This window comes from Bacillus sp. AC266, assembly GCF_979253805.1.
This window is the reverse complement of the sequence record NZ_CEEDEC010000002.1, coordinates 189,653-211,613: the sequence shown is the minus strand read 5'-3', so window position 1 is coordinate 211,613 and position 21,961 is coordinate 189,653. Positions and strand designations below refer to the sequence as shown.

At 37.8% G+C, this 21,961-nt stretch carries 22 protein-coding genes, 2 pseudogenes and 1 other annotated feature; of the genes and pseudogenes, 7 read left to right on the top strand and 17 right to left on the bottom strand.

The genetic code is table 11. From position 1 onward, the window contains the following. Positions 1–6 precede the first annotated feature (6 nt). From AC0IXC_RS08595 to AC0IXC_RS08560, 8 genes and pseudogenes are all read right to left on the bottom strand, one after another. A complete protein-coding gene (locus AC0IXC_RS08595) occupies positions 7–1,575 on the bottom strand; it encodes an amidohydrolase (protein WP_215590248.1) in 1,569 nt (522 codons plus the stop codon). Positions 1,576–1,662: 87 nt separating this feature from the next. Then, positions 1,663–2,094 (bottom strand): VOC family protein, encoded by a 432-nt coding sequence (locus AC0IXC_RS08590; RefSeq protein WP_088293498.1) that lies wholly within the window; start codon positions 2,092–2,094, stop codon positions 1,663–1,665. Positions 2,095–2,196: 102 nt separating this feature from the next. Beyond that, positions 2,197–3,783, bottom strand: a complete 1,587-nt coding sequence (gene mbcS / locus AC0IXC_RS08585; RefSeq protein WP_002034333.1) for an acyl-CoA synthetase MbcS — start codon at positions 3,781–3,783, stop codon at positions 2,197–2,199. A 221-nt stretch (positions 3,784–4,004) separates the two neighbouring features. Beyond that, a complete protein-coding gene (locus AC0IXC_RS08580) occupies positions 4,005–4,199 on the bottom strand; it encodes an alpha/beta-type small acid-soluble spore protein (RefSeq protein WP_000168891.1) in 195 nt (64 codons plus the stop codon). A gap of 79 nt (positions 4,200–4,278) precedes the next feature. After that, positions 4,279–5,493: a tRNA uracil 4-sulfurtransferase ThiI gene (gene thiI, locus AC0IXC_RS08575; RefSeq protein WP_002034334.1), complete on the bottom strand. Its 1,215-nt coding sequence runs from the start codon at positions 5,491–5,493 to the stop codon at positions 4,279–4,281. Between the two features lie 6 nt (positions 5,494–5,499). Further along, entirely contained in the window at positions 5,500–6,642 is a 1,143-nt protein-coding gene (locus AC0IXC_RS08570; RefSeq protein ID WP_033731427.1) for a cysteine desulfurase family protein, read from the bottom strand. Between the two features lie 274 nt (positions 6,643–6,916). Then, complete coding sequence (ezrA, locus tag AC0IXC_RS08565; protein WP_033709498.1) at positions 6,917–8,626, bottom strand: septation ring formation regulator EzrA; 1,710 nt, start codon at positions 8,624–8,626, stop codon at positions 6,917–6,919. Positions 8,627–8,874: 248 nt separating this feature from the next. Next, positions 8,875–9,168, bottom strand: a pseudogene (locus AC0IXC_RS08560) (LysR family transcriptional regulator substrate-binding protein); the annotation flags it as partial. Between AC0IXC_RS08560 and AC0IXC_RS08555 the strand changes: the two are divergent. After that, positions 9,167–9,244, top strand: a pseudogene (locus AC0IXC_RS08555) (EamA family transporter); the annotation flags it as partial. The pseudogenes AC0IXC_RS08560 and AC0IXC_RS08555 overlap by 2 nt on opposite strands. Before the next feature lie 11 nt (positions 9,245–9,255). Here AC0IXC_RS08555 and refZ read toward each other — a convergent pair. Beyond that, positions 9,256–9,894, bottom strand: a complete 639-nt coding sequence (refZ, locus tag AC0IXC_RS08550; protein WP_033709497.1) for a forespore capture DNA-binding protein RefZ — start codon at positions 9,892–9,894, stop codon at positions 9,256–9,258. 147 nt (positions 9,895–10,041) lie between these two features. Here refZ and AC0IXC_RS08545 point away from each other — a divergent pair, with 147 nt between their 5' ends. After that, the gene (locus tag AC0IXC_RS08545) at positions 10,042–10,521 is read left to right on the top strand and encodes a GAF domain-containing protein (protein ID WP_002138633.1); all 480 of its coding nucleotides are present in this window, start codon (positions 10,042–10,044) and stop codon (positions 10,519–10,521) included. Between the two features lie 199 nt (positions 10,522–10,720). Here AC0IXC_RS08545 and megL read toward each other — a convergent pair whose 3' ends face one another. Next, positions 10,721–11,899, bottom strand: coding sequence for a methionine gamma-lyase (megL, locus tag AC0IXC_RS08540; RefSeq protein ID WP_044442168.1), 1,179 nt, complete (start codon positions 11,897–11,899; stop codon positions 10,721–10,723). Between the two features lie 398 nt (positions 11,900–12,297). On the opposite strand from megL, the gene rpsD reads away from it, so the two are divergent. Next, entirely contained in the window at positions 12,298–12,900 is a 603-nt protein-coding gene (gene rpsD / locus AC0IXC_RS08535; protein ID WP_002015568.1) for a 30S ribosomal protein S4, read from the top strand. A 379-nt stretch (positions 12,901–13,279) separates the two neighbouring features. On the opposite strand, the gene AC0IXC_RS08530 is transcribed toward rpsD, so the two are convergent. Continuing rightward, entirely contained in the window at positions 13,280–13,408 is a 129-nt protein-coding gene (locus AC0IXC_RS08530) for a hypothetical protein (RefSeq protein WP_000050938.1), read from the bottom strand. Between the two features lie 150 nt (positions 13,409–13,558). On the opposite strand from AC0IXC_RS08530, the gene AC0IXC_RS08525 reads away from it, so the two are divergent. Continuing rightward, positions 13,559–13,861 carry a YjdJ family protein gene (locus AC0IXC_RS08525; protein WP_341087256.1) on the top strand — a complete coding sequence of 101 codons (303 nt, stop codon included), beginning with the start codon at positions 13,559–13,561 and terminating at the stop codon, positions 13,859–13,861. A 78-nt stretch (positions 13,862–13,939) separates the two neighbouring features. Here the strand turns inward: AC0IXC_RS08525 and tyrS are convergent, their stop codons facing one another. The 6 genes from tyrS to acsA all read right to left on the bottom strand — a co-directional run bounded on the left by tyrS (position 13,940) and on the right by acsA (position 19,222). Further along, positions 13,940–15,196: a tyrosine--tRNA ligase gene (tyrS, locus tag AC0IXC_RS08520; RefSeq protein WP_193652352.1), complete on the bottom strand. Its 1,257-nt coding sequence runs from the start codon at positions 15,194–15,196 to the stop codon at positions 13,940–13,942. Positions 15,197–15,266: 70 nt separating this feature from the next. Next, positions 15,267–15,494 (bottom strand) — a binding site (T-box leader). Between the two features lie 77 nt (positions 15,495–15,571). Further along, a complete protein-coding gene (locus AC0IXC_RS08515) occupies positions 15,572–15,817 on the bottom strand; it encodes a hypothetical protein (RefSeq protein ID WP_240380509.1) in 246 nt (81 codons plus the stop codon). Then, a complete protein-coding gene (locus AC0IXC_RS08510) occupies positions 15,798–16,343 on the bottom strand; it encodes an RNA polymerase sigma factor (RefSeq protein WP_002143399.1) in 546 nt (181 codons plus the stop codon). The genes AC0IXC_RS08515 and AC0IXC_RS08510 overlap by 20 nt, the downstream gene beginning before the upstream one ends. Then, the gene (locus AC0IXC_RS08505) at positions 16,324–16,779 is read right to left on the bottom strand and encodes a hypothetical protein (protein ID WP_002143400.1); all 456 of its coding nucleotides are present in this window, start codon (positions 16,777–16,779) and stop codon (positions 16,324–16,326) included. Before AC0IXC_RS08505 ends, AC0IXC_RS08510 begins: the two co-directional genes overlap by 20 nt. 66 nt (positions 16,780–16,845) lie before the next feature. After that, the gene (locus tag AC0IXC_RS08500) at positions 16,846–17,403 is read right to left on the bottom strand and encodes a maltose acetyltransferase domain-containing protein (RefSeq protein ID WP_002129424.1); all 558 of its coding nucleotides are present in this window, start codon (positions 17,401–17,403) and stop codon (positions 16,846–16,848) included. A 100-nt stretch (positions 17,404–17,503) separates the two neighbouring features. Beyond that, a complete protein-coding gene (gene acsA, locus AC0IXC_RS08495; RefSeq protein ID WP_002034343.1) occupies positions 17,504–19,222 on the bottom strand; it encodes an acetate--CoA ligase in 1,719 nt (572 codons plus the stop codon). A 176-nt stretch (positions 19,223–19,398) separates the two neighbouring features. Here acsA and acuA point away from each other — a divergent pair, with 176 nt between their 5' ends. The 3 genes from acuA to acuC are packed head-to-tail and all read left to right on the top strand — an operon-like array spanning position 19,399 to position 21,856. Further along, positions 19,399–20,031 carry an acetoin utilization protein acetyltransferase AcuA gene (acuA, locus tag AC0IXC_RS08490; protein ID WP_002138645.1) on the top strand — a complete coding sequence of 211 codons (633 nt, stop codon included), beginning with the start codon at positions 19,399–19,401 and terminating at the stop codon, positions 20,029–20,031. A 17-nt stretch (positions 20,032–20,048) separates the two neighbouring features. Beyond that, positions 20,049–20,693, top strand: a complete 645-nt coding sequence (locus AC0IXC_RS08485; protein WP_000634567.1) for an acetoin utilization AcuB family protein — start codon at positions 20,049–20,051, stop codon at positions 20,691–20,693. Next, positions 20,690–21,856, top strand: coding sequence for an acetoin utilization protein AcuC (acuC, locus tag AC0IXC_RS08480; RefSeq protein WP_341087249.1), 1,167 nt, complete (start codon positions 20,690–20,692; stop codon positions 21,854–21,856). Before AC0IXC_RS08485 ends, acuC begins: the two co-directional genes overlap by 4 nt. Positions 21,857–21,961 lie beyond the last annotated feature (105 nt).

Here is a 21,961-nt window from a genome sequence, read left to right as displayed (position 1 = left end):
AAATTTTTAGACGTCTTTTCTATAAACAATCTTCCCATCAATGACGGTCATTTCTGCCTGTACTTCTTTTATTTCTTCCGCCTCAATTTCAAAAACATTGCGGTCTAATATCGTAAAGTCTGCCTCATATCCTTTTGCGATTTGTCCTCGCTTCGCTTCTTTTCCAATTGCATACGCACTTCCTGTTGTAAATAAAGAGACAGCTTCATATACCGTTAATCTTTCCTCTGGCATATAGCATACGCCGTTAATAAAACTTCTACGTGTAACAGCACTATATATACCTAAAAACGGATTCACTTGTTCAATTGGAGCATCAGAGCCTCCATTACAGTGTAATCCTGCATCCAGTAACGTCTTCCAAGCATACGCATAACGAAGACGGCGTTCTCCTAGTTTTTCAATCACTGACGGGAAATCTGACGAAACAAAGACTGGCTGAATATCAATAATAGCTGGCAAATGTTTCATTCTTTCAATCAACTCTTCACGAGCTAGCTGACAATGAATAATACGGTCACGTAATCCTTCTGCTGGTGGATGTAATTCAAGCGCATCAATGACATATTCAAGCGATAAATCACCAATTGTATGAATGGCAACTGGCATATGTAAGTCTCGTGCTTTTTTCACTAAACCTGCAAGCTCTTCACGTGAGAAAATGGCAACTCCATTTGTTTCCTTCTCATCTTCATACGGTTCACTTAATAAAGCTGTTCTTCCGCCGAAAGAGCCGTCAGAAAAAATTTTCATCGCACCAAATTCAATATAGTGCTCATTTTCATATTCTTTTCGTTCATTCGCTACTTCATGGTGAACGAGTAAATGCGCTTTAAACCGCATTTCTTTTATAACGTGTGAAAACGCATTGTACGTTTTTTGAAAGCCGCCATAATAATTTAAGTCTTCCGTATGTCCGCCAACGAGTCCATATTGCCAGCAGTCTGAAATCGCTGTTTGCAGAGCACTTTGCAAATACACTCCATCTATTTCGGGCTGAACATGTTTAATTAACTCTTGTCCTTGCTCATATAAAAGTCCTGTTAAATTATTTAATGAGTCACGACCAATTTTTCCGCCCTTTGGATCTTGCGTCGCTTCTGTTATGTTCGCTTCTTGCAATATGTATGAATTCACCCATGTCACGTGACGACAAACACGCTTTAATAAAATCGGATGTTCTTTAGAGATTTCATCTAAATCACGTACATGAACTTGTTTTGTATCTGTGAAATTATTTTCATTCCATCCTTCTCCGATAATCCAAGATCCTTTTGGCGCTTCTTCTACGCGCTTCTGAACAAGAGTAAGTACTTCGCTATAAGATTTGCAATTTGATAGATCTAGACGAAGCAACCTCTCCCCATGCCCAATAAGATGCATATGGCTATCAACAAGACCTGGAATCATCGTTTTCCCTTTTAAGTCATATAACTTCACTTCTGAATATCGGTTTTCTAACTCTTCTTTATTCCCTATATGAACAATGACGCCATTTTCAACGTAAATAGCTTCTACTTTTTCATTCTCTTCTCGCATAGTGTAAATGGTGCCGCCATACCAAATTTCTCCCATATACTCGTCCCCCTTTTCCTTTAGTCTACGAAATTAGAGCGTATAAAAAAAGCACCATTTCGATTAAAAATGGTGCTTTTCCAAAAATTAATTTTGTTCAGTAGGGTTCGTTGTAACTTGCCATTCAATGTTAAATTTATCTTTTAATTGTCCGTATGCTGGGCTCCAGAAAGTTTCTTGAAGTGGCATAATAACTTCTCCACCTTCTTGTAACTTATCAAATACTTCTTTCGCTTTTTCTGCATTATTAATTTGAATTGCGATTGTTACTTGAGATCCGATTGCATGCCCTTGACCTGGGAATGTATCAGAAATCATAAGGTCCGTATTACCAACTTTTAAAGTAGCATGTAAAACGCGCTCTTTCGCTTCAGCTGGAATTGGGTATTCTGGATTTTCAGGCATGTCACCAAAAGTTTGCATTACTTCTACTTTTGCGTCTAACGCCTCTTTGTAAAACTGTACAGCTTCTTGCCCACTACCATCTAAAACTAAGTACGGATTAATACCTAAAATCATACGGACACCTCTTTTTTTAGTTTATAAAATCGAACTTGTGTTCGTTTTTATAATATCATCGTTTTACATTTCATTCAACTATTTACTCCCCTATTTTCAAAATTATTTTGAAGGAAGCTCCATTTCTTGTTTTCTAAGTTCAATACGGCGAATTTTTCCGGAAATCGTTTTTGGTAGTTCATCTACAAATTCAATTTTGCGAGGGTATTTATATGGTGCAGTCAATTCTTTGACGTGTTGTTGGAGCACTGGAATTAATGTTTCTTCGTTCTTGTCTATATTCTCTCTTAATACGATAAATGCCTTCACGACACTTCCGCGAATTTCATCAGGGCTTGCAACAACCGCACATTCTCTTACATATGGATGTTTTACAAGCGCATCTTCGACTTCAAACGGGCCGATTGTATAGCCAGAGCTAATAATAATATCATCACCGCGCCCTTCAAACCAGAAATAGCCTTCTTCATCTTTTTTCGCTTTATCACCCGTAATATAATAATCACCACGGAATTGCATCGCTGTGCGCTCATCATCTTTATAATATTGCTTAAAGAGGGCTGGTGTTTCAATGTGAACTGCGATATCACCAACTTCTCCTACCTGTACAGGAGTTCCTTCTTCATTTACGATATCAACATGGTTTCCCGGCGTCGGTTTTCCCATTGATCCTGGTCTAATGTCCATCCCTTTCATTATCCCAACGAGTAATGTGTTTTCCGTTTGCCCATAGCCGTCTCTTACCGTAATATCAAAATGCCTTTGGAACGTTTCAATAACTTCCCTGTTTAACGGCTCACCAGCTGATACAGCGCTATGTAACGCTTCTAAATTGTACTCACTTAAATTTTCTACCTTTGCCATTAATCTATACTCAGTCGGCGTACAACAAAGCACATTCACCTTATTATCGCCTAATAAATTTAAATACGTTTTTGGTTCAAACTTACCATTGTATACAAATCCTGTTGCACCTGAACCGAGAGTCGCTACAAACGGGCTCCAAATCCACTTTTGCCAACCTGGACTAGCCGTTGCCCATACAACATCATTTCCTTCAATTCCGAGCCAGTTCGGAGCGCTTGTACGTAAATGAGCGTATGCCCATGCATGCGTATGAACAACTCCTTTTGGATTTCCTGTCGTCCCTGACGTATAAGATAAAAAGACCATATCTTCTTTATCTGTCTTCGCCATTTCTAACATGTCACTTTCTGTTTCTAATGCTGTTTTTAAATTTTTCCAACCATCTACTGAACGCTCGCTCAAAACGAATTTTTGAAGAGATTCCACCGCTTCTACGCCGTCGAATTGTCCAATATACGGTTCGTAACTTACAATTGCTTTCACTTCTCCGTGCCCAATACGGTACTCAATATCTTTTTTACGCAACATTTCTGAGCTTGGAATAACGACAAATCCTGCTTTAATCGCAGCAATATACGTCATGTAAGCTTCAATTAAGCGCGGCATCATAATAAGGAGCTTGTCCCCTTTTTGTAAACCACTTTTTATAAAAGCGTTTCCAATTCTATTCGCACCTTGCATTAATTCAAAATATGTAATCTCTCGTCTATTCCCTTTATCATCTTGCCAAATTAAAGCAAGCTTCTCTTTATCACTCGTATATTTCTCTATTTCCGAAACTAAATTATAAGACGGCGGCGCTAACAATTCCTCTCTCTTCATATAACATCCTCCTTTATTTCTATGCCTCCCTTATATAATAAAGAATTTTCAGTAAATTTTGAACCCTCTTCTTTTGACAATTTTTTTATATTTATGTCGAATTGATGTATGAATGTATAGCGACGATGTTTTTAACATAACGATTCATCGGCAAATAACGACGAAAACGACAAAAAGAAAGAGCGGGAGAACCCGCTCTTTCTAAGCCATCGTATATGGGATTATTTTTGGTAACCGCCTAATTGTTGCTCAGCTAGTGAAACTAGACGTTTAGTAATTTCGCCACCAACAGATCCGTTAGCGCGAGATGTTGCATCAGCTCCAAGTTGAACACCAAACTCTTGAGCGATTTCGTATTTCATTTGATCTAATGCTGCTTGAGCACCAGATACTGCTAATTTATTTGTGCTTGCCATGTTGTATCACCTCCTTGTGAGTATAGAGTGTGATAAACAACATGACTTCATGCACATTTGAATGTGGTAATTTATGGGTTTAGAAAAGTTCTTCGAATTTTTCTTCTTCAGCCACTACTTCTACTGTTTGTAATACCATTGTTTCTTTGTTCGCTACAGCCTCTTCAATTAACGGCGCGAAATCGTACTTCGCTTCAAAACGATTTGCTTTCTCACGCTTCGGTTTCGTCGATGGACTTGCTGGTGTAAACACTGTACAGCAGTCTTCATATGGACGAATTGAAATATCATACGTTCCAATTTCTTTTGCAATTTTAATAATTTCTAATTTATCCATCGTAATAAGCGGACGAATAACAGGATAGTTTGTCACTTCGTTAATCGTATGCATACTATCTAACGTTTGGCTCGCTACTTGTCCAAGACTTTCACCAGTCGTAATTGCAAGTGCATTACGCTCCTCTGCAATACGCTCTGTAATACGCATCATCATACGACGCATAACTGTCATAGAATAGCTAGATGGAATTTCTTTATTAATCGTTTTTTGCACTTCAGTAAATGGAACAAGATGAAGTGTTACACGTTTACAGTATTGCGTTAACTCTTGTGCTAAATCGATTACTTTTTGTTTCGCGCGCTCGCTTGTGAAAGGTGGACTATGGAAGTGAACTGCTTCCACAGATACGCCGCGTTTCATCGTTAAGTAAGTTGCTACCGGGCTATCGATACCACCAGAAAGAAGTACCATTACTTTTCCGCCAACGCCAACTGGTAAACCGCCAGCTCCCATGTGCTCACCACACATAATATAGCTGTAACCACTGCGAATTTCTATACGTACATTCACATCTGGATTATGAACATCTACTGTGATATCCTCTGTATTTTCTAAAATGTGCCCACCGATTTCTGGAAGTAACTCCATCGTCTTCATTGGGAAGCGCTTATCAGAGCGGTGCACTGTAATTTTAAATGTTTTCACATCACCTTTTACTTGTAAGAAAGCTGCTAATGCACCTTTTTTAATATCTTCTAATTCTGATGGTACTTTCATTGCTAAGTTAAACTTATGAATACCAAATACATCTTTCAATCTTTCAGAAATTGCTTCATGGTCTTCACCATTTAACTGAATGTACATACGATCATGTGTTGCATCAATTTTAATGTTTGGGAATTTTTTTAATTTGAATTTCACATTATCTTTTAACGTACTTACAAACTTAGAACGGTTCTTTCCTTTTGTCGTCATTTCTCCATAACGAACTAAAATATATTCATATGTCATCATATTTCTTTACCTCATCACTTCATATAATTTTGGCATCGTCTCTTTAACAATACCTTCAAATTGTTTTACTTCTTCCATCGTGTTGTCTGGTGCTAGACTAATGCGAATCGCACTTGTAGCTGCGGCGTGCGGTACTCCCATTGCCACTAGTACTCTGCTCACTTCATTTGCTTTTGAAGAACAAGCAGACTTCGTCGATACATATACACCATGCTCTTCTAAAGCATGAACGACTACTTCTGGTTTTAAACCGACAAATGATACATTTAAAATGTGCGGTGCCGCATATTCAAGTGATGTATTAATCGTTACAGTTTCCATCTCTTTAAAGAAACGGACCAGCTCTGTTTGTAAATTTTGCAAATGAACTATCTTTTCTTTCACTTGTTCCATCGTCATACGAAGTGCTTTCACCATCGCTACAATACCAGGTAAATTTTCTGTACCTGAACGATACTTGAGCTCTTGTTGACCACCTGATAAGATTGGATCTAATCTTACACCATCACGTACGTAAAGAAGACCTGTCCCCTTTACGCTATGAAATTTATGTCCAGATATTGAACAAAGGTCAATATGAGAAGCGTATAAATCAAGTGGTACTTTTCCTATCCCTTGTACATGGTCCACGTGGAATCTTATTTTCGGATAGTTCGTTAATAATGTTCCAATTTCAGCAACGGGCTGAATCGCTCCAGTCTCGTTGTTCACGTGAATAATTGACACAAGAATCGTATCTTCACGAAGTGCTCGTTTTACATCTTCTACCGATACAACACCGTGCTCGTTAACCGGTAAATACGTTACATCAAAACCGAGATCTTCTAATTGTTTATATGCTTCAAACACAGACGCGTGTTCAATATTTGTTGTAATGATATGTTTGCCGCGCGAACGATTCCTCATCGCTATCCCTTTAATCGCAAGGTTATTCCCTTCCGTTCCACCTGATGTGAAAATAATTTCAGAAGGTTTAACGTGAAGGAGCTGTGCCGCAATCGTTCTCGATTGTGTTAATAGACGCTCTGCCTCTCCTCCAAGCGAGTGAATAGAAGAAGGATTACCAAAATATTTCCCTGCAACCGTTACGTACGATTGAAGCGCTTCTGGATATGGCTTCGTCGTCGCACTATTATCAAAATAGATCATCGTTCTTCCCCTTTCAGCGCTATCACATCATATAATCATATCACAAATACGTGTAATTACGCTAAGACTACTCAAAGGTTCCGTTTTTATATAAAAGTGTACATTTCCCCCGGCCATTTGCAGGCATACTGAGTGGTGAAGATTAATAATCAGTGGTGGATGAAACCCCATCACTTATGGTTTCACTTTATTTTGAAACGAACAACCTTACTGTATTCCGCTATTCATTATAGCAACATCGACTTCAAAATTACACAAAAAAACAAACCCTTTATTAAAGGGTTTGCTCATTGTCTACATATTCAGCTATTTTTTGAACAACACCAGGTTCAAGTTGCTCTAATATAGAAGCCGCTTGTTCTAAAGCTGCATCGTATTGATATTCACGGAATAATTTCTCCGCATAATTTAAGCTTTCTGCAAGATTCTCATCATGACTGCGGTATCGGTTACCGTATTGAATTAGTTTTTCAACTAAATAAGCTTGTCCAATTACTTCTTCTGTCATTTCAGATACACCATTCACAACTGTGTATGCTTCTTCTAAACTGCTATTTACAGTATTCATATTTAACGGCTTTACTTCTAATTGCTCATATACAGCTTGCATCGCCATTTGCCCTTTTTGTAAATCTTCCATAATACTCTCTGGAAGACCTGGTAAATTCGACTTTTGCATAAAACGTTTCGTCTCAAAAATTGTATTTCGCATTTCTTGTAACTTCTCACGTGCTTCAAATTCTTCTTTGCGCATCGTTTGCAGCATTTCTTTATATTCTGCATGAAGTACTTTTAAAGTTTCACATTGCTCATAAACCTCTTCTAGTTCCTCACGAATGATAGAGAATGCAATATCTTGTTCAGCAACGCGTATTTGTAACACTTCAAAACGTTTCATTAAAATATGCATTTGCTTTTCAATTACTTTTTGTGACTCAATATCTTTGTCTTGTAATTGATAACTTTGTTTCACAAGTTGTGTTTCTATTTTCGTTTCAATTGTTTCTGTACGAATTTCTTCTAAATCTTCATAAACAGACAGTGTTTTTTGCTCCACATAATGTTTCGCATGCACTTCTTGTTCAAGTTGATCATAAAAACTGTCTAAACGAGTTTTTAAGTTCTCTACTTTTTCTGCTGCTTCTGTTATATGAAGTTCCTGTATATCCATTAAACATGTGTGTAGTTGTGTCGTCATATCGCGGACTTCTTTAGGGATTTCCAAATACTCTAATACATAGCCTTGTCTTATCATATCATCATGGCCTTGTAATAAATCTTCCAGCTGAACTGGTAATGTCGCTTGACACTCTACCAATAAATCCGGAATTTGATGAATAACGATTTCTAAACTTGCTAAACCTTCTTCTAAACTAATAACAATTTCTCTCGCTTTTAAATAATCACCATTATCTGTTGCCTCTTCAAAAGTTTTGAACTTCTCGGATTCAACATCTAACATCTCTTCAATTTTTTGCTCAGCTGCTCCATACATGTGTCGATGAGCAAGAACGCTCTTTTTCATACTACGATATGTATCACGTAACCCTTCAATTTCCGCGCTATTTTTCTCATGGCTTTCTAACAGTTGCTGTAATTCATTTAAAATGTCTGTAATACGATTATCAGCGTCATCTAAACCACTTATGGATTCTTTCATCGCATGCTTTGCTTTGCGGAAGGAGAATTGCGAGGCGAATTTTCGCGCTTGCCCTAAATCTTTTTCAGCTTTCGGAAGAGTTGTTGATACAATTTCATCCCACTCTTCACGCCATTTACCAAACAGCTCTTCTGTTTGACCTGTCATATTTAAATCTTTTACCCGCTTTAGTTCATCTGCCACAGGTTTATCTTTTATCTCTTGTTTCCACTGCTCCAGTGCTTCAATATCTTTATATGAACGATTTCTTATCACAAGCTCTATCATGAGCAGCACTAGAATAGAGCTTACTACAATGATAACGATCGTCAGGATAGAATCCATGCAAAAAAGCCTCCTAGTTATATCTCTTTTTTTGTCCGTTCCGTTTATGAAATGGAAGGCATTATGTATAAAAAGGGAATTCCCCTATATTTAACAACTAACAATGTTCTAATCATACCATGTAATGACGTGTTTTTGACCTAGTTTTTTTTAAAATTTCATGTTTCTTTACATGTGATTGTAATATTTCTTAATATTCCACTTATTCCATTATCCGTCCTCAAATGAATGCAATAAAGGTAAGACTTTTACGGGCAGTTAATGCAAGATAACGAGCTCTCTTTTATATGAGAGACGAAATAAATCTTTCGCATTAGTGGTGGTTCTACAGAAATCGCACGTACGTTACCTTGCATTACGGCTTACTGTAACGCGGTTTCCGGAAGCAATGTTATACCAAGTCCAGCTCCTACCATCGCAATCATCGGTTCTGCATAAGATGTTTCAACCGCAATTATTGGTTTCGCGCCCATACATTGAAACACATTCATAATCATTTTCCTTACATCACATATTTCTAGGTATACAATTAGCTGTTCATTAATAATTATTGCGCTAGTATGCAACAATTTATGGCAAAGAAAACAACATATAAAAATCCCCACCTCAGTTCGTTAGGTGGGGATTTTTCACATATGAACAGCTCTTGGTAGTTCATAATACATACTCGCTTTATATAATGTTCGTTCCATCCATTGCTCAATTTCCTTCGTATACATTTCTAAGAAAAACGTCTCAGACGGAAATGAGTGTAGCACCTCTGATATATATTGTGGATATAAAAACGGCATATTCATCATGCCTTTTAATTGCGTCATAAACATTGTAAAAGATACCTTTTTAAATTCTTGCTTCATTTGTCCTTGTTTAATGATTTGCTCTATATAATATCTTTCTCTAGAAAAATAAACGGTCATCACTTCACGAATTAATGTCGTATCAAGCGAAAGCTCTCTATAAAAAAAACGTGTCAGTTCTCTATTATCAAATTGATATCGTAAAATCCCGCGCACCATTTGCACCATCACATCTTTAGCCGGTAAATATTCTCTCTGTTCAAATGACGTTTCAATTACGTGAATATATCCTTCTAAAAAATCAGTAATAAGCTGTTCTAATAACCCTTGCTTTCCAGCAAAATAATATGAAATATTCGCTACATTCACATCCGCTCGCTTTGCAATTTCTCGCACCGACGTTCCATCATAACCTTTCGTGTTAAACAACGATATTGCCGCATCAATTACTTTTTGTTTCGTCTGTTTCATGCGCTCACTTCCTCTCACTGAACAGCTATAGTTTAAATTTCTTGACTTTTAAGACAAATTCCTTTAATTTTCTATCGACAAAGTCATGTGAAATACATCGTATTTTGCTATCGTTTTACATATCTCGCTAAAAAGGGAGTTGTTTCCATGTTTACAAAAGAAAGTTATGCAGGATCTCGTGAAGAGCAATATGAGACAGTAATTAAACAACTGGATGCATTATTAACTGGCGAACCGAACGTAGTCGCAAACTTATCAAATGCGTCCGCACTATTAAATCAATTTTTAGATCGCGTTAATTGGGTTGGCTTTTATGTAACAGAAGGAAATCAACTTGTTCTTGGACCATTCCAAGGGATGCCAGCTTGCGTGCGTATTCCGTTCGGACGTGGTGTTTGCGGCGTTGCAGCTGAAACAAAAACAACGCAACTTGTAGCAGATGTTCACCAATTCCCAGGACATATCGCTTGCGATAGTGCCTCTAATTCTGAAATCGTTGTACCGATTATGAAAGAAGGAAATATCATTGGTGTGCTTGATATTGATAGTCCTGAAAAAAATCGTTTCGATGAAGTAGATCAGCACTATTTAGAAAAGTTTGTGGAAACACTCCTAAAACATATTTAATAAAGAAAAGAGTGAGCTATCGATTACGTACGTAACGTACGAAACCGATAGCTCACTCTTTTTTATCCCGCATTAACGGGCAGTAAATTCGGCGAATACAAGGAAGTTAGGTGGGAGATAACTGCCCGTAAAAGCCCGATTTGTGAGGGCTAATAATCAGCAGGGGATGGACAAAACCCCCATTGATTACAGTTTCACTTTATTGATTACTAACAGTAGATATCTTCTTTAGCGCCTGTTCTAAATCAGAAACGATATCTTCCCATGATTCTAAGCCGACAGATAGGCGTATTAAATTATCGAAAATACCCATTTCTTTTCTTAGTTCAGCTGGAATAGCTGCATGCGTCATCGTCGCTGGATGCTGAATTAACGTTTCTGTATCACCTAAACTTACGGCAATTGTAATAAAATGGAGGTCATTGATAAACGACTGTGTTTCCTCTTTCCCGCCTTTAATTGAAAAAGAAATAACGCCCCCGCCTCGTTTCATTTGGCGGGATGCTAATTCTCCCTCCGGATACCAAACACCTTCTACTGCTTCATGATTTTTCAAAAACGATACAATTTTTTCCGCATTATCACAATGCCGATCCATTCTTACTGCTAATGTTTTTAATCCGCGTAACAATAACCACGCGTCAAACGGCGCCATAATACCGCCGATATCTTTTCGCATCGGACGAATTTTATCAGCTAACGTTTTCGTTCTACAAATTGTTACACCCGCTACAACATCCCCGTGACCACCAATATATTTTGTCGCACTGTGAACGACGGCGTCACAACCAAGTTCAAGAGGTCTTTGTAAATAAGGTGAACAAAACGTATTATCGACAATAACAAGCAAATCATTGCGCTTCGCTACCCCGATCACCTTTTCTAAATCAATTAATTTCATCGTTGGATTTATCGGTGTTTCAACGAAAATGAGCTTTGTATTTGGACGAATTTTATTTTCAATATCAGTCTCTGTCTCCATATCACAAAACGAATGCGTAATCATAAATTTCTCTTCTAATACTTCTAAAAAACCGTACGTACATCCATATAATCCATTTGAACAAATAATATGATCTCCAGCCTTTAGAAAACCGATTAAAGTTGCTGAAATGGCTGCCATACCTGAACCGAACGCCAGCGCCTCCTCTCCATCTTCTAAAACAGCCATACGTTCTTCAAATAATTTCACAGTTGGATTCCCAAGCCTTGAATAAATATAAGATGGATCTTCTCCCGCAAAACTCGCTTCTCCTTGCTGTGCTGTCTCAAACGTAAATGTAGAAGTTTGAAATAAAGGTGGTGTTAAACTCCCTTTATTTTCATTTGATTCATATCCGTGATGAATTAATGCTGTCTCTATATGTTTCTTTTTCATAAAAACATCCCCCTCATGTCTTTATTTCCACATATCCACCAGGAAAAATCTGATGAACGTCTTTACTACATTTTATGTAAGCGTTTTATTTGTGTTTCTATCATTTCTTTTATATTGTTTTAAATTCCTTCTTGTTAATTTCCAAAATTTATCTGCATAAAACAAAAAGGGAGTCTCTTGACGAAACTGTAAGTAAAAGATATAATAGCGTTTGTGTAAAATAAAAAGGCAGCCTTGTAATGTGAGTTTATCGTTTGTATTTTGTTCCTCTGCGGAGGTGTATCTCGTAACTCCCTGCTGCTGGAGCGAAGGTACATGAAAACAAAATACCCGTAAATATCGATTACGTCTGTTTTTATTTTACGAAAATAAAAACATTTTTAAAGGAGGAGTCAACTATGGCTCGTTATACAGGTCCAGCATGGAAACTGTCTCGTCGTCTTGGAATCTCTCTAAGCGGCACAGGAAAAGAATTAGAAAAACGCCCTTACGCACCAGGTCCTCACGGTCCTAACCAACGTAAGAAACTTTCAGAATACGGTTTACAATTACAAGAGAAACAAAAACTTCGTCACATGTACGGCATGACTGAACGTCAATTCCGTCGCACATTTGACCAAGCAGGTAAAATGCCTGGTAAGCACGGCGAAAACTTCATGATCCTTCTTGAAGCTCGTCTTGACAACCTAGTTTACCGCATGGGCTTAGCTCGCACTCGTCGTGCAGCTCGCCAATTAGTAAACCACGGTCACATCACAGTTGATGGCGCTCGCGTAGATATCCCATCTTACCGCGTTAAACCTAACCAAACTATCAGCGTTCGCGAAAAATCTAACAGCCTTGTTGTTGTTAAAGAAGCGATCGAAGTTAACAACTTCGTACCAGAATACTTAACTTTCGATGCTGATAAGTTAGAAGCTACTTACACTCGTCACGCTGAGCGTTCTGAGTTAGCAGCTGAAATCAACGAAGCATTAATCGTAGAGTTCTACTCTCGTTAATCTCGGTACTCTGCAAAGAGTATTATTAAAAGCCTTAGGAACCTTGTTTATCAAGGGGCCTGGGCTTTTTTTATTTATATAAATGTCGTATGTATAGTAAGATACTTCAAGGAAGTTTTTTCATGAGTTATGGATAATCATCCTTACTTCTCTTTTATTCATTCCAACGATTGGATTCTCTTTAATACTATCTCCGTTTATTGTGCAAAATTTTATAATCCATCTTCATTACATGCTGTTATACTTATTCCCTTAAACATATAATCATTTCATTTTCAGACTACTCCTTTTTTCATTACTTCCAAATTATATCTCAATAGAAAAAGCTACCAAAGAAACTAAAACGTTCTCTCTGGTAGCTTTTATTTATATATTAAAATTATTTATTTTCCTCTTTTTGAACATATACATAAGCATCTTTCTGCTCTTTATGTACATCAACCTTCGAATGCTCTGCAAGCTGACCAGCGTTTAGCAAAGAAAAAATAATGAGCGCTTCTAGTGACATTTTGTTTTACCACTCCTTTCTATTTGTTATACATTTATCATACCGCTTACATGTGATTTCCGTATGAACTCGAAAAGGAGATTACAACAAAAAGGTTCCAGGAATGTGAATGCACGCTACAATATCCATAATATAGGAGGTTGATTCATTTTGACAATAAACCAAATGGTTCAATTAGGTAGTTCATTTATGCTGTTTATTACTTCAGCTTTGATTAGTTGGTATCAAGGGAGTAATTTAATAGATTATCCTGATGAATGGAAATATAGCGCTAAGTTTACGAATTATTTTAAAGGGTACGTTTCACATTATGACGATATTTATCAAATCGATTTCTTTATATATGCGGCAAAATTTTATCCCGGGGCATTTGTCGTTATGCTAATTAGCTTACTTTACATGCTCGTATTAATTCTTCATATTCTATTTAAAAGAAATCATGAGGCAATTTAAATGCATACATAAAAACCCCGAACGATAGACTTTTCAGCCTACCATTCGGGGTACTATTTGTTTTACATTCGTTTCTGATTAGTAACGAATTAAGAAATATTTCTTCTTACCGCGGCGAATGATTGTGAATTTACCTTCGATGCGGTCGTTTTCTGTTACAACGTAGTCTAACGCTTGTGTACGCTCACCGTTTACGTAGATTGCACCGTTAGTTACATCTTCACGTGCTTGACGTTTAGATGGTGAAATTTTGCTTTCTACAAGTAAGTCGATTAATACTGTATCTTCTGCAGTACGTTCTACAGATGGTACGTCTTTGAATCCTTGCTCGATTTCGCTTGCAGTAAGTTCTGCTACAGAGCCACTGAATAGTGCAGCTGAAATTTTAATTGCTTGCTCTAACGCTTCTTCGCCGTGAACAAGTTTTGTCATTTCAGATCCTAATGATTTTTGTGCTGCACGTTTTTCTGGTGCTTCAGTTACTTGCTTCTCAAGCTCAAGAATTTCTTCATGAGATAAGAATGTGAAGTATTTTAAGTATTTAACTACATCGCGGTCATCTGTATTGATCCAGAATTGGTAGAACTCGTAAGGAGTTGTTTTCTCTGGGTCTAACCAAATTGCGCCGCCCTCTGTTTTACCAAACTTCGTACCGTCAGATTTTGTAACTAGCGGAATTGTTAAACCGAATGCTTTCGCGTCTTCTTCTGATTTACGGATTAATTCAAGACCAGCTGTAATGTTACCCCATTGGTCACTACCACCGATTTGAAGACGGCAATTGTGTTGTTGGTATAAGTTTAAGAAGTCGTATGATTGTAAAATCATGTAACTAAACTCAGTAAATGAAATACCAGTTTCTAAACGAGATGCTACTGTATCTTTTGCTAACATATAGTTTAAACCGAAGTTTTTACCGATATCGCGTAAGAATGAAATTACATCTAAGTTACCAAGCCAGTCATAGTTGTTAGCCATCGTTGCTGGGTTGTTCACGTTTTCAAACTCTAAGAAGTTTGAAAGTTGGTTTTTAATGCTTTCCGTGTAGTAAGCAACTGTATCTTTCGTATTTAATGTACGCTCTGCTTTTTTACCACTTGGGTCACCGATCATACCAGTACCACCGCCAACAAGTGCGATTGGTTGGTGACCAGCTAATTGGAAACGACGTAACATTAATACTGGTAACATATGACCGATGTGTAAGCTATCCGCTGTCGGATCGAAACCACAGTATAATTTAACGCTTTCTTTTTCTAATAATTGCTCAAGGCCCTCAGCATCTGTTTGCTGGTTAATTAGACCGCGAAATTCAAGATCTTGTAAAATACCCATATCCTACATACTCTCCTTTAAGTTCATTACTGGCGTGAAGGTTGAAAACATAAAAAAATCGCCCCTTTAAATAAGGGACGATTTTGATCATCGCGTTACCACCCTAGTTGCAGACAAAAAAGCCTACCACCTTATTTACATAACGGCTTAGCACCGTCTTTTCCCTTTTGAATATAACTCAATCGAAAAAAGATGCTCTAGGGGCGTAATTCGCGATCATCTATGTGCTGATTTTCACCGACCATCAGCTCTCTATAACAGGGAAATGATCACTACTTCTCCCTTTCCACGCTCAATTATTCATATACTTTTCTTTATACCATCATTTATATAGGCGTGTCAAATAGAGGTCGAGTTTCTCTTCTTTCCAATCCTTTACAACGTCGCAAAGAGTATCGTAATAAGAGAAAGAATTGGAACCCCAACTAATAACGACACATGAAATATAACCGATAAATCATTGCCAATCGTCGCCTCCACAGGATCTTTCGCTGGAGAACCAAGAAATCCGATTAATCGATCGAAGCGACTTACCGTTTTTGGAAAATTTGGTATTTCTACATGATCACTATCTAAATGATGCTTTAATTTATATTCACTCTTAAAGGGATTTTCGCTCAATTTCATCCACCTCCAGCAATTGTTTCAATTTCTTTATCCCGTTATGGAGTCTCGACTTCACTGTTCCAACCGGAATGTTTAATATCTCCGCAATCTCTTTTTGCTGCATATCATGATAATAAGAAAGAATAAGGACAGCTCGCTGTTCTTCAGGAACTTTCAAAATTGCCGCTCTTACTGTGAGCCGATCTTCGTGAGAAAATTCTTTTTCCTGAATCGGCACTAAAAATGGCAAAAGCGTACGCCACTTTTTTCTTCTATTTAATTTATTAATCATAAGACGATAACCAATTTGAAATAAATACGTTTTTATTTTACCTTTTTCAGGTTCATACATATGTTTCTTTCGTTCTAATGTCAAAAATGTATCTTGCACGAGATCGATACTTAATTGTTCATCTCGGTTAAATCGATATAAAAATGTGTATAGCGCTGGTTTGATCAAAACATATAGTTTTTCTCCTGCCTGCTTATCTCCACTTTGATACGCAAGCATGAGCTCTTCCTCAATCCCAATCTGCGCCATGATTTTTGATCTCCTTTATTCCTTTTAACGTTAATGAAATGCGGGAAATTAAATAGCAACTTGCGACAATAATCCATACTTGCGATTGATTCGTAAAAAATTGAACATACGGGTTTTGAATTGTCTGTCCGGTTGAAACTAAAATATTTAATGCTTGCACACATACGCACGCATACACTGCCAAACAAGCCGAAATCGTATCAAATACATTCCAGCGAAAATACACTTTTGTTTTTGTAAAATCAATTTTATATCCTTTTTTCCGTACTATATGTTTTCTATCAAACGGAATAATGATTGAAAACATAACAATCATCATGACACCGGCTGTAATCATTGATACTTTAAATCCGATTGGCATCGGTAATAGCAAACCACAAGAAAATACGACGATAATTCCAATTACGGCAAAAGCAAGAAGTAATTTATTAGACATAAAAAAGCCTCCCTCATCTATTCTTTCATAAATGTATACAGACGAGGAAGGCGCTTCGTTCAAATATTATTTTATTTTTTTTATGATTCTCGCAGGATTCCCGCCAACTACTACATTGTCCGGCACATCTTTCGTTACAACAGCACCAGATGCGATGACAGCATTATCTCCAATTGTGACACCAGGATTAATAATCGCTCTTCCGCCAATCCATACGTTATCACCAATTGTAACTGGTTTTCCGTATTCTGATCCGCTTATACGCTCTACTGGGTCAAGCGGGTGTGTTGCTGTATAAATGTGAACACCTGGAGCTAACATACAGTTCACTCCGATTGTCACCGGGCATACGTCTAAAATCGTACAGTCAAAGTTTGCGTAAAAGTTTTCACCAACGTGAATGTTATAACCGTAATCACATCTAAAAGAAGATTCAAGATGAATGTTATCTCCAGTCGTTCCGAATAATTCTTTTACGATTGCACTACGTTCTTCTAGTTTTACTTCTGGTGTTTCATTTAATTTTCTCGTTAATATACGAGCTTGCTCCCTGTCCTTTACTAAAACGGGATCAGCCGGTATGTACATTTCCCCTTGTATCATCTTTTCCTTTTCTGTTTTCATCATACTATCCCCTTTAACTCATATATATAAGTTGAACAACTACATCATAACATAAAAAAAGAAAGGTCTGAACATATTACTTGTTCAGACCCTTCCTCTTTTAATCTTCCATCGTTGATAAGTCACCTGTTGGTAAGTTTAGCTCCCACGCTTTTAATACGCGGCGCATAATTTTACCACTTCTCGTTTTCGGTAATTTATCTCTAAATTCAATTTGTCTTGGCGCTGCATGAGCTGCTAGGCCTTTCTTTACAAATTGACGAATCTCTTCTTTTAATTCATCAGATGGTTCGTATCCTGCTCGAAGCGCGATAAATGCTTTAATGATTTCTCCGCGCACTGGATCAGGAATACCAATTACACCAGCCTCTGCAACAGCAGCATGCTCGATTAATTTGCTTTCTACTTCAAATGGACCAACACGCTCACCTGACGTCATAATTACATCGTCAATACGTCCTTGGAACCAGAAGTATCCATCTTCATCCATATAAGCAGAGTCACCTGATACGTACCAATCTCCCGGCATAAAGTAAGAATCATATTTTTGTGGGTTATTCCAAACCGCACGCATCATAGATGGCCAACCTTTACCAATCGCTAAGTTCCCCATTGTGTATGGAGGCACTTCATTTCCTTCATTATCAACAATCGCTGCTTTCACACCCGGAATTGGTTTCCCCATTGAACCTGGACGGATTTCCATACAAGGATAGTTACAAATAACTTGTCCGCCTGTTTCTGTCATCCACCACGTATCATGAATACGAAGTCCAAATGCGCTCATACCCCAGCGAATTACTTCTGGATTTAATGGCTCACCAACACTTAATACGTGACGCACTTGTGATAAATCATATTTTTTAATTGCGTCTTGTCCAGCTCCCATTAACATACGGAACGCTGTCGGTGCACTATACCAAACTGTTACACCGTAATCTTGCAGTGCTTCATACCATGCCTCTGGACTAAATCTCCCGCCTAAAATAACATTTGATGCTCCCACTAACCACGGTGCAAAAATACCGTAAGCTGTTCCAGTTACCCAGCCTGGGTCAGCTGTACACCAATATACATCATCTTCTTTTAAATCTAATACCCATTTCGCTGTTTGATAGTGCTGAACCATTGCGTTTTGAGCATGAAGGACGCCTTTTGGCTTACCAGTAGAACCAGATGTGTAATGTAGAATTAAACCGTCTTCACGGCCTAACCACTCGATATGTAATTCTTTTGAAGCTTGTTCAAATAAAGGATTGAACGCTACAGTTTTACCGCCTTCTTCTGCATTGTCTCCAACAAGGAAGACTGTTTTTAAAGCAGGTAAATCATTTAATGGTATGCGCTCTAACAATTCAGGAGTTGTAATTAACACCTTCGCTTCGCTATCTTCTAAACGATCGCGAACTGCGCCTTCCATAAATGCTTCAAATAATGGTCCAACAATTGCCCCTAATTTCACTGCACCTAAAAGTGCGAAATATAATTCTGGGGAACGCGGCATAAAAATAAAAACGCGATCGCCTTTCTCAACATCGCCATAGTTTTTCAGGACATTTCCTGCTTTATTAGAAAAATCCTTCATTTCCTTAAACGTATATTTCTCTTTTCGCGATCCATCTTGATAATAAAGTGCTACTTTATTCTTTCGATCTGATTTCGCATGCTTATCAATTGCCTCATACGCCATATTTACTCGTCCTGTTTCATTCCAAGTAAAATTTTTATTAACCTCTTCCCAGTTAAAATTCGCGTATGCCTCTTCATAATTCGGCAAATTATTTTCTCCTTTAATGACAGGAAGCGTTTCCACTTTCATACTTTACATCCCCCTCCTATGTATTCTATTATCTATTATAATGACATTATTTAAAATTTTCAGTATTTTTGTTGATTTTTAGACAAATTTTTAATGACAAAATTCGATTCACATCGCATATATTATAAAGTACGATATTAATAGATTCACAAACCCTCAAGGTGGTGAGCAATAAATTGATTCATAAAAAAATATATAATGCCAGAAACTTAAAAACAGCGAAAGGCACTTTAATTATTGAAGGTCCTGTCTCTACACATAATCTTGAAATGTATGAATTTCATCCAGACTTAATTGCGTTTCGTCCTGCCGAGCAGCAATATAAAGCAATTGTCGAAATTTCTAAATTACCAGAAGCTCGTCTCATTATTGCTAGACATGACCAAACGATCGTTGGGTATGTTACATACTTATATCCTGATCCGCTCGAGCGATGGTCAGAAGGAAAGATTGAAAACTTAATTGAACTCGGGGCGATTGAAGTTGTCCCAGCCTTTCGTGGTTGCTCTGTCGGAAAAAATTTATTAGAAGTTTCAATGATGGACAATCATATGGAAGATTACATTATATTAACGACTGAATATTATTGGCACTGGGATTTAAAACAAACAGGCTTAAATGTTTGGGAATACCGAAAAGTAATGGAAAAAATGATGAATGCTGGTGGTTTACAATGGATGGCTACAGATGATCCTGAAATTTGTTCACATCCTGCCAACTGTTTAATGGTCCGCATCGGTAAACGTGTTGATACGGATTCCATTCAAGCATTCGATCGTCTACGTTTTCACAATCGTTTTATGTATTAATAAAGGGGGAAACTGGAATGATTGTAGAAGAAATTATGAATCAAGATGTAGTGACACTGCATCCAAACGATACAATTGAAACAGCAATCCGAACGATACGTACGAAAGGCATTCGGCACATTCCAATTGTCGATCAAAATAATCATGTCGTAGGTATTATTTCTGATCGGGATGTAAGAGATGCAAGTCCGTCTATTTTAGATGAACAAGTTTCACTCGATATGCTGAAGCAACCGCTTGAACTCATAATGAAACACCCTGTTATGACTTGTCACCCTCTCGATTTCGTTGAGGAAATTGCGACTTTATTTTTTGAAAATAAAATAGGCTGTCTTCCTGTTACGAAAGCTGGAAAACTCGTAGGTATCATTTCTGAATCTACAGTGCTGCACACGTTAGTAAAATTAACAGGAGCTCATCAACCGAGTTCACAAATTGAAATTCAAGTGAAAAATGAACCTGGTATTCTCGGAAAAGTCGTTGCTATTTTTAGTGATTTACAAATAAATATTGTGAGCGTTCTCGTCTACCCAGCAAAAGATGAGAATGATAAAGTACTCGTTTTCCGCATTCAAACGATGAATCCTTTAAGGGTGATTGAAGCACTTGAAACAGAAGGCTATCGTGTTTTATGGCCGAACATAATGGGGATGCAAGCATGAGTAGCGCCTTCATTTATTCGGATGACTTTCGGGGCTATTCATTTAGCCCTGATCATCCTTTTAACCAACTGCGTGTCACACTCACGTATGATTTATTACAAAAGAGCGGTTTTATCTCTCCCTCTCAAGTCATCGCGCCACGGATGGCTACAGATGAAGAGATTGCCTACGTTCATACAGCGGAGTACATAAATGCGGTAAAACTTGCTGGAGAAGGTAAGTTAGAAAAATCAATTGCGATGACATACGGACTTGGAACAGAAGATACACCGATGTTTCCAAATATGCACGAAGCAAGTGCATTACTCGTTGGCGGAACATTAACAGCTGTCGATGCTGTTATTTCTGGGAAAGTAAAGCACGCCCTCAATTTAGGCGGCGGCTTACATCATGGCTTTCGTGGTAAAGCATCTGGCTTTTGTATTTATAACGATAGCTCTATCGCAATGAAATATATTCAGAAGAAATACGGTTTACGCGTTTTATATATTGATACAGATGCTCATCACGGTGACGGGGTACAATGGTCTTTTTACGACGATCCTAACGTATGCACCATTTCATTACACGAAACTGGGCGTTATTTATTCCCTGGAACTGGCGCAGTAAATGAACGTGGACAAGGAAATGGATATAATTATTCTTTTAACGTTCCACTCGACGCTTTTACAGAAGACGAATCGTTTTTAGATTCATATCGAACAGTTGTAAAAGAAGTGGCAGCATACTTTAAACCGGATATTATTTTAACGCAAAATGGTGCTGATGCACATTATTACGATCCACTTACACACCTTTGCGCAACGATGAATATTTACCGTGAAATACCGAAGCTCGCTCGTGAAATCGCTAATGAATATTGCGACGGTCGCTGGATTGCTGTCGGCGGTGGTGGCTATGATCACTGGCGCGTCGTACCAAGAGCTTGGGCACTCATTTGGCTCGAAATGAACAACATCCAAAACATCTCAGGTTATCTCCCTCCAGAATGGATTGACGCTTGGAAAGGACAAGCAGAAACCGACCTTCCCCTTACATGGGAAGATCCAAACAACATGTATCAACCTATCCCTAGAAAACCAGAAATCGAAGAAAAAAATGCATTAACTGTAGCGAAATCTCTTGAAATTATTCGGAATAATATGACAAAATCTTTATATTAAACAGAGAGGAGGCTCGCTTTTTGAACAGCCTCCTTTTATCTATAGCTAGCTATTATTGTCGTTTTCTGTCGGTAAGTCGATATATTTTGAGATTCGCTGATATAT

What these genes read in the sequence shown, in the direction of transcription:
- AC0IXC_RS08595 (WP_215590248.1), bottom strand. Translation starts at nt 1,575, where the DNA reads ATGGGAGAAATTTGGTATGGCGGCACCATTTACACTATGCGAGAAGAG.
- AC0IXC_RS08590 (WP_088293498.1), bottom strand. Translation starts at nt 2,094, where the DNA reads ATGATTTTAGGTATTAATCCGTACTTAGTTTTAGATGGTAGTGGGCAA.
- mbcS (WP_002034333.1), bottom strand. Translation starts at nt 3,783, where the DNA reads ATGAAGAGAGAGGAATTGTTAGCGCCGCCGTCTTATAATTTAGTTTCG.
- AC0IXC_RS08580 (WP_000168891.1), bottom strand. Translation starts at nt 4,199, where the DNA reads ATGGCAAGCACAAATAAATTAGCAGTATCTGGTGCTCAAGCAGCATTA.
- thiI (WP_002034334.1), bottom strand. Translation starts at nt 5,493, where the DNA reads ATGATGACATATGAATATATTTTAGTTCGTTATGGAGAAATGACGACA.
- AC0IXC_RS08570 (WP_033731427.1), bottom strand. Translation starts at nt 6,642, where the DNA reads ATGATCTATTTTGATAATAGTGCGACGACGAAGCCATATCCAGAAGCG.
- ezrA (WP_033709498.1), bottom strand. Translation starts at nt 8,626, where the DNA reads ATGGATTCTATCCTGACGATCGTTATCATTGTAGTAAGCTCTATTCTA.
- refZ (WP_033709497.1), bottom strand. Translation starts at nt 9,894, where the DNA reads ATGAAACAGACGAAACAAAAAGTAATTGATGCGGCAATATCGTTGTTT.
- AC0IXC_RS08545 (WP_002138633.1), top strand. Translation starts at nt 10,042, where the DNA reads ATGTTTACAAAAGAAAGTTATGCAGGATCTCGTGAAGAGCAATATGAG.
- megL (WP_044442168.1), bottom strand. Translation starts at nt 11,899, where the DNA reads ATGAAAAAGAAACATATAGAGACAGCATTAATTCATCACGGATATGAA.
- rpsD (WP_002015568.1), top strand. Translation starts at nt 12,298, where the DNA reads ATGGCTCGTTATACAGGTCCAGCATGGAAACTGTCTCGTCGTCTTGGA.
- AC0IXC_RS08530 (WP_000050938.1), bottom strand. Translation starts at nt 13,408, where the DNA reads ATGTCACTAGAAGCGCTCATTATTTTTTCTTTGCTAAACGCTGGTCAG.
- tyrS (WP_193652352.1), bottom strand. Translation starts at nt 15,196, where the DNA reads ATGGGTATTTTACAAGATCTTGAATTTCGCGGTCTAATTAACCAGCAA.
- AC0IXC_RS08510 (WP_002143399.1), bottom strand. Translation starts at nt 16,343, where the DNA reads ATGGCGCAGATTGGGATTGAGGAAGAGCTCATGCTTGCGTATCAAAGT.
- AC0IXC_RS08505 (WP_002143400.1), bottom strand. Translation starts at nt 16,779, where the DNA reads ATGTCTAATAAATTACTTCTTGCTTTTGCCGTAATTGGAATTATCGTC.
- AC0IXC_RS08500 (WP_002129424.1), bottom strand. Translation starts at nt 17,403, where the DNA reads ATGAAAACAGAAAAGGAAAAGATGATACAAGGGGAAATGTACATACCG.
- acsA (WP_002034343.1), bottom strand. Translation starts at nt 19,222, where the DNA reads ATGAAAGTGGAAACGCTTCCTGTCATTAAAGGAGAAAATAATTTGCCG.
- AC0IXC_RS08485 (WP_000634567.1), top strand. Translation starts at nt 20,049, where the DNA reads ATGATTGTAGAAGAAATTATGAATCAAGATGTAGTGACACTGCATCCA.
- acuC (WP_341087249.1), top strand. Translation starts at nt 20,690, where the DNA reads ATGAGTAGCGCCTTCATTTATTCGGATGACTTTCGGGGCTATTCATTT.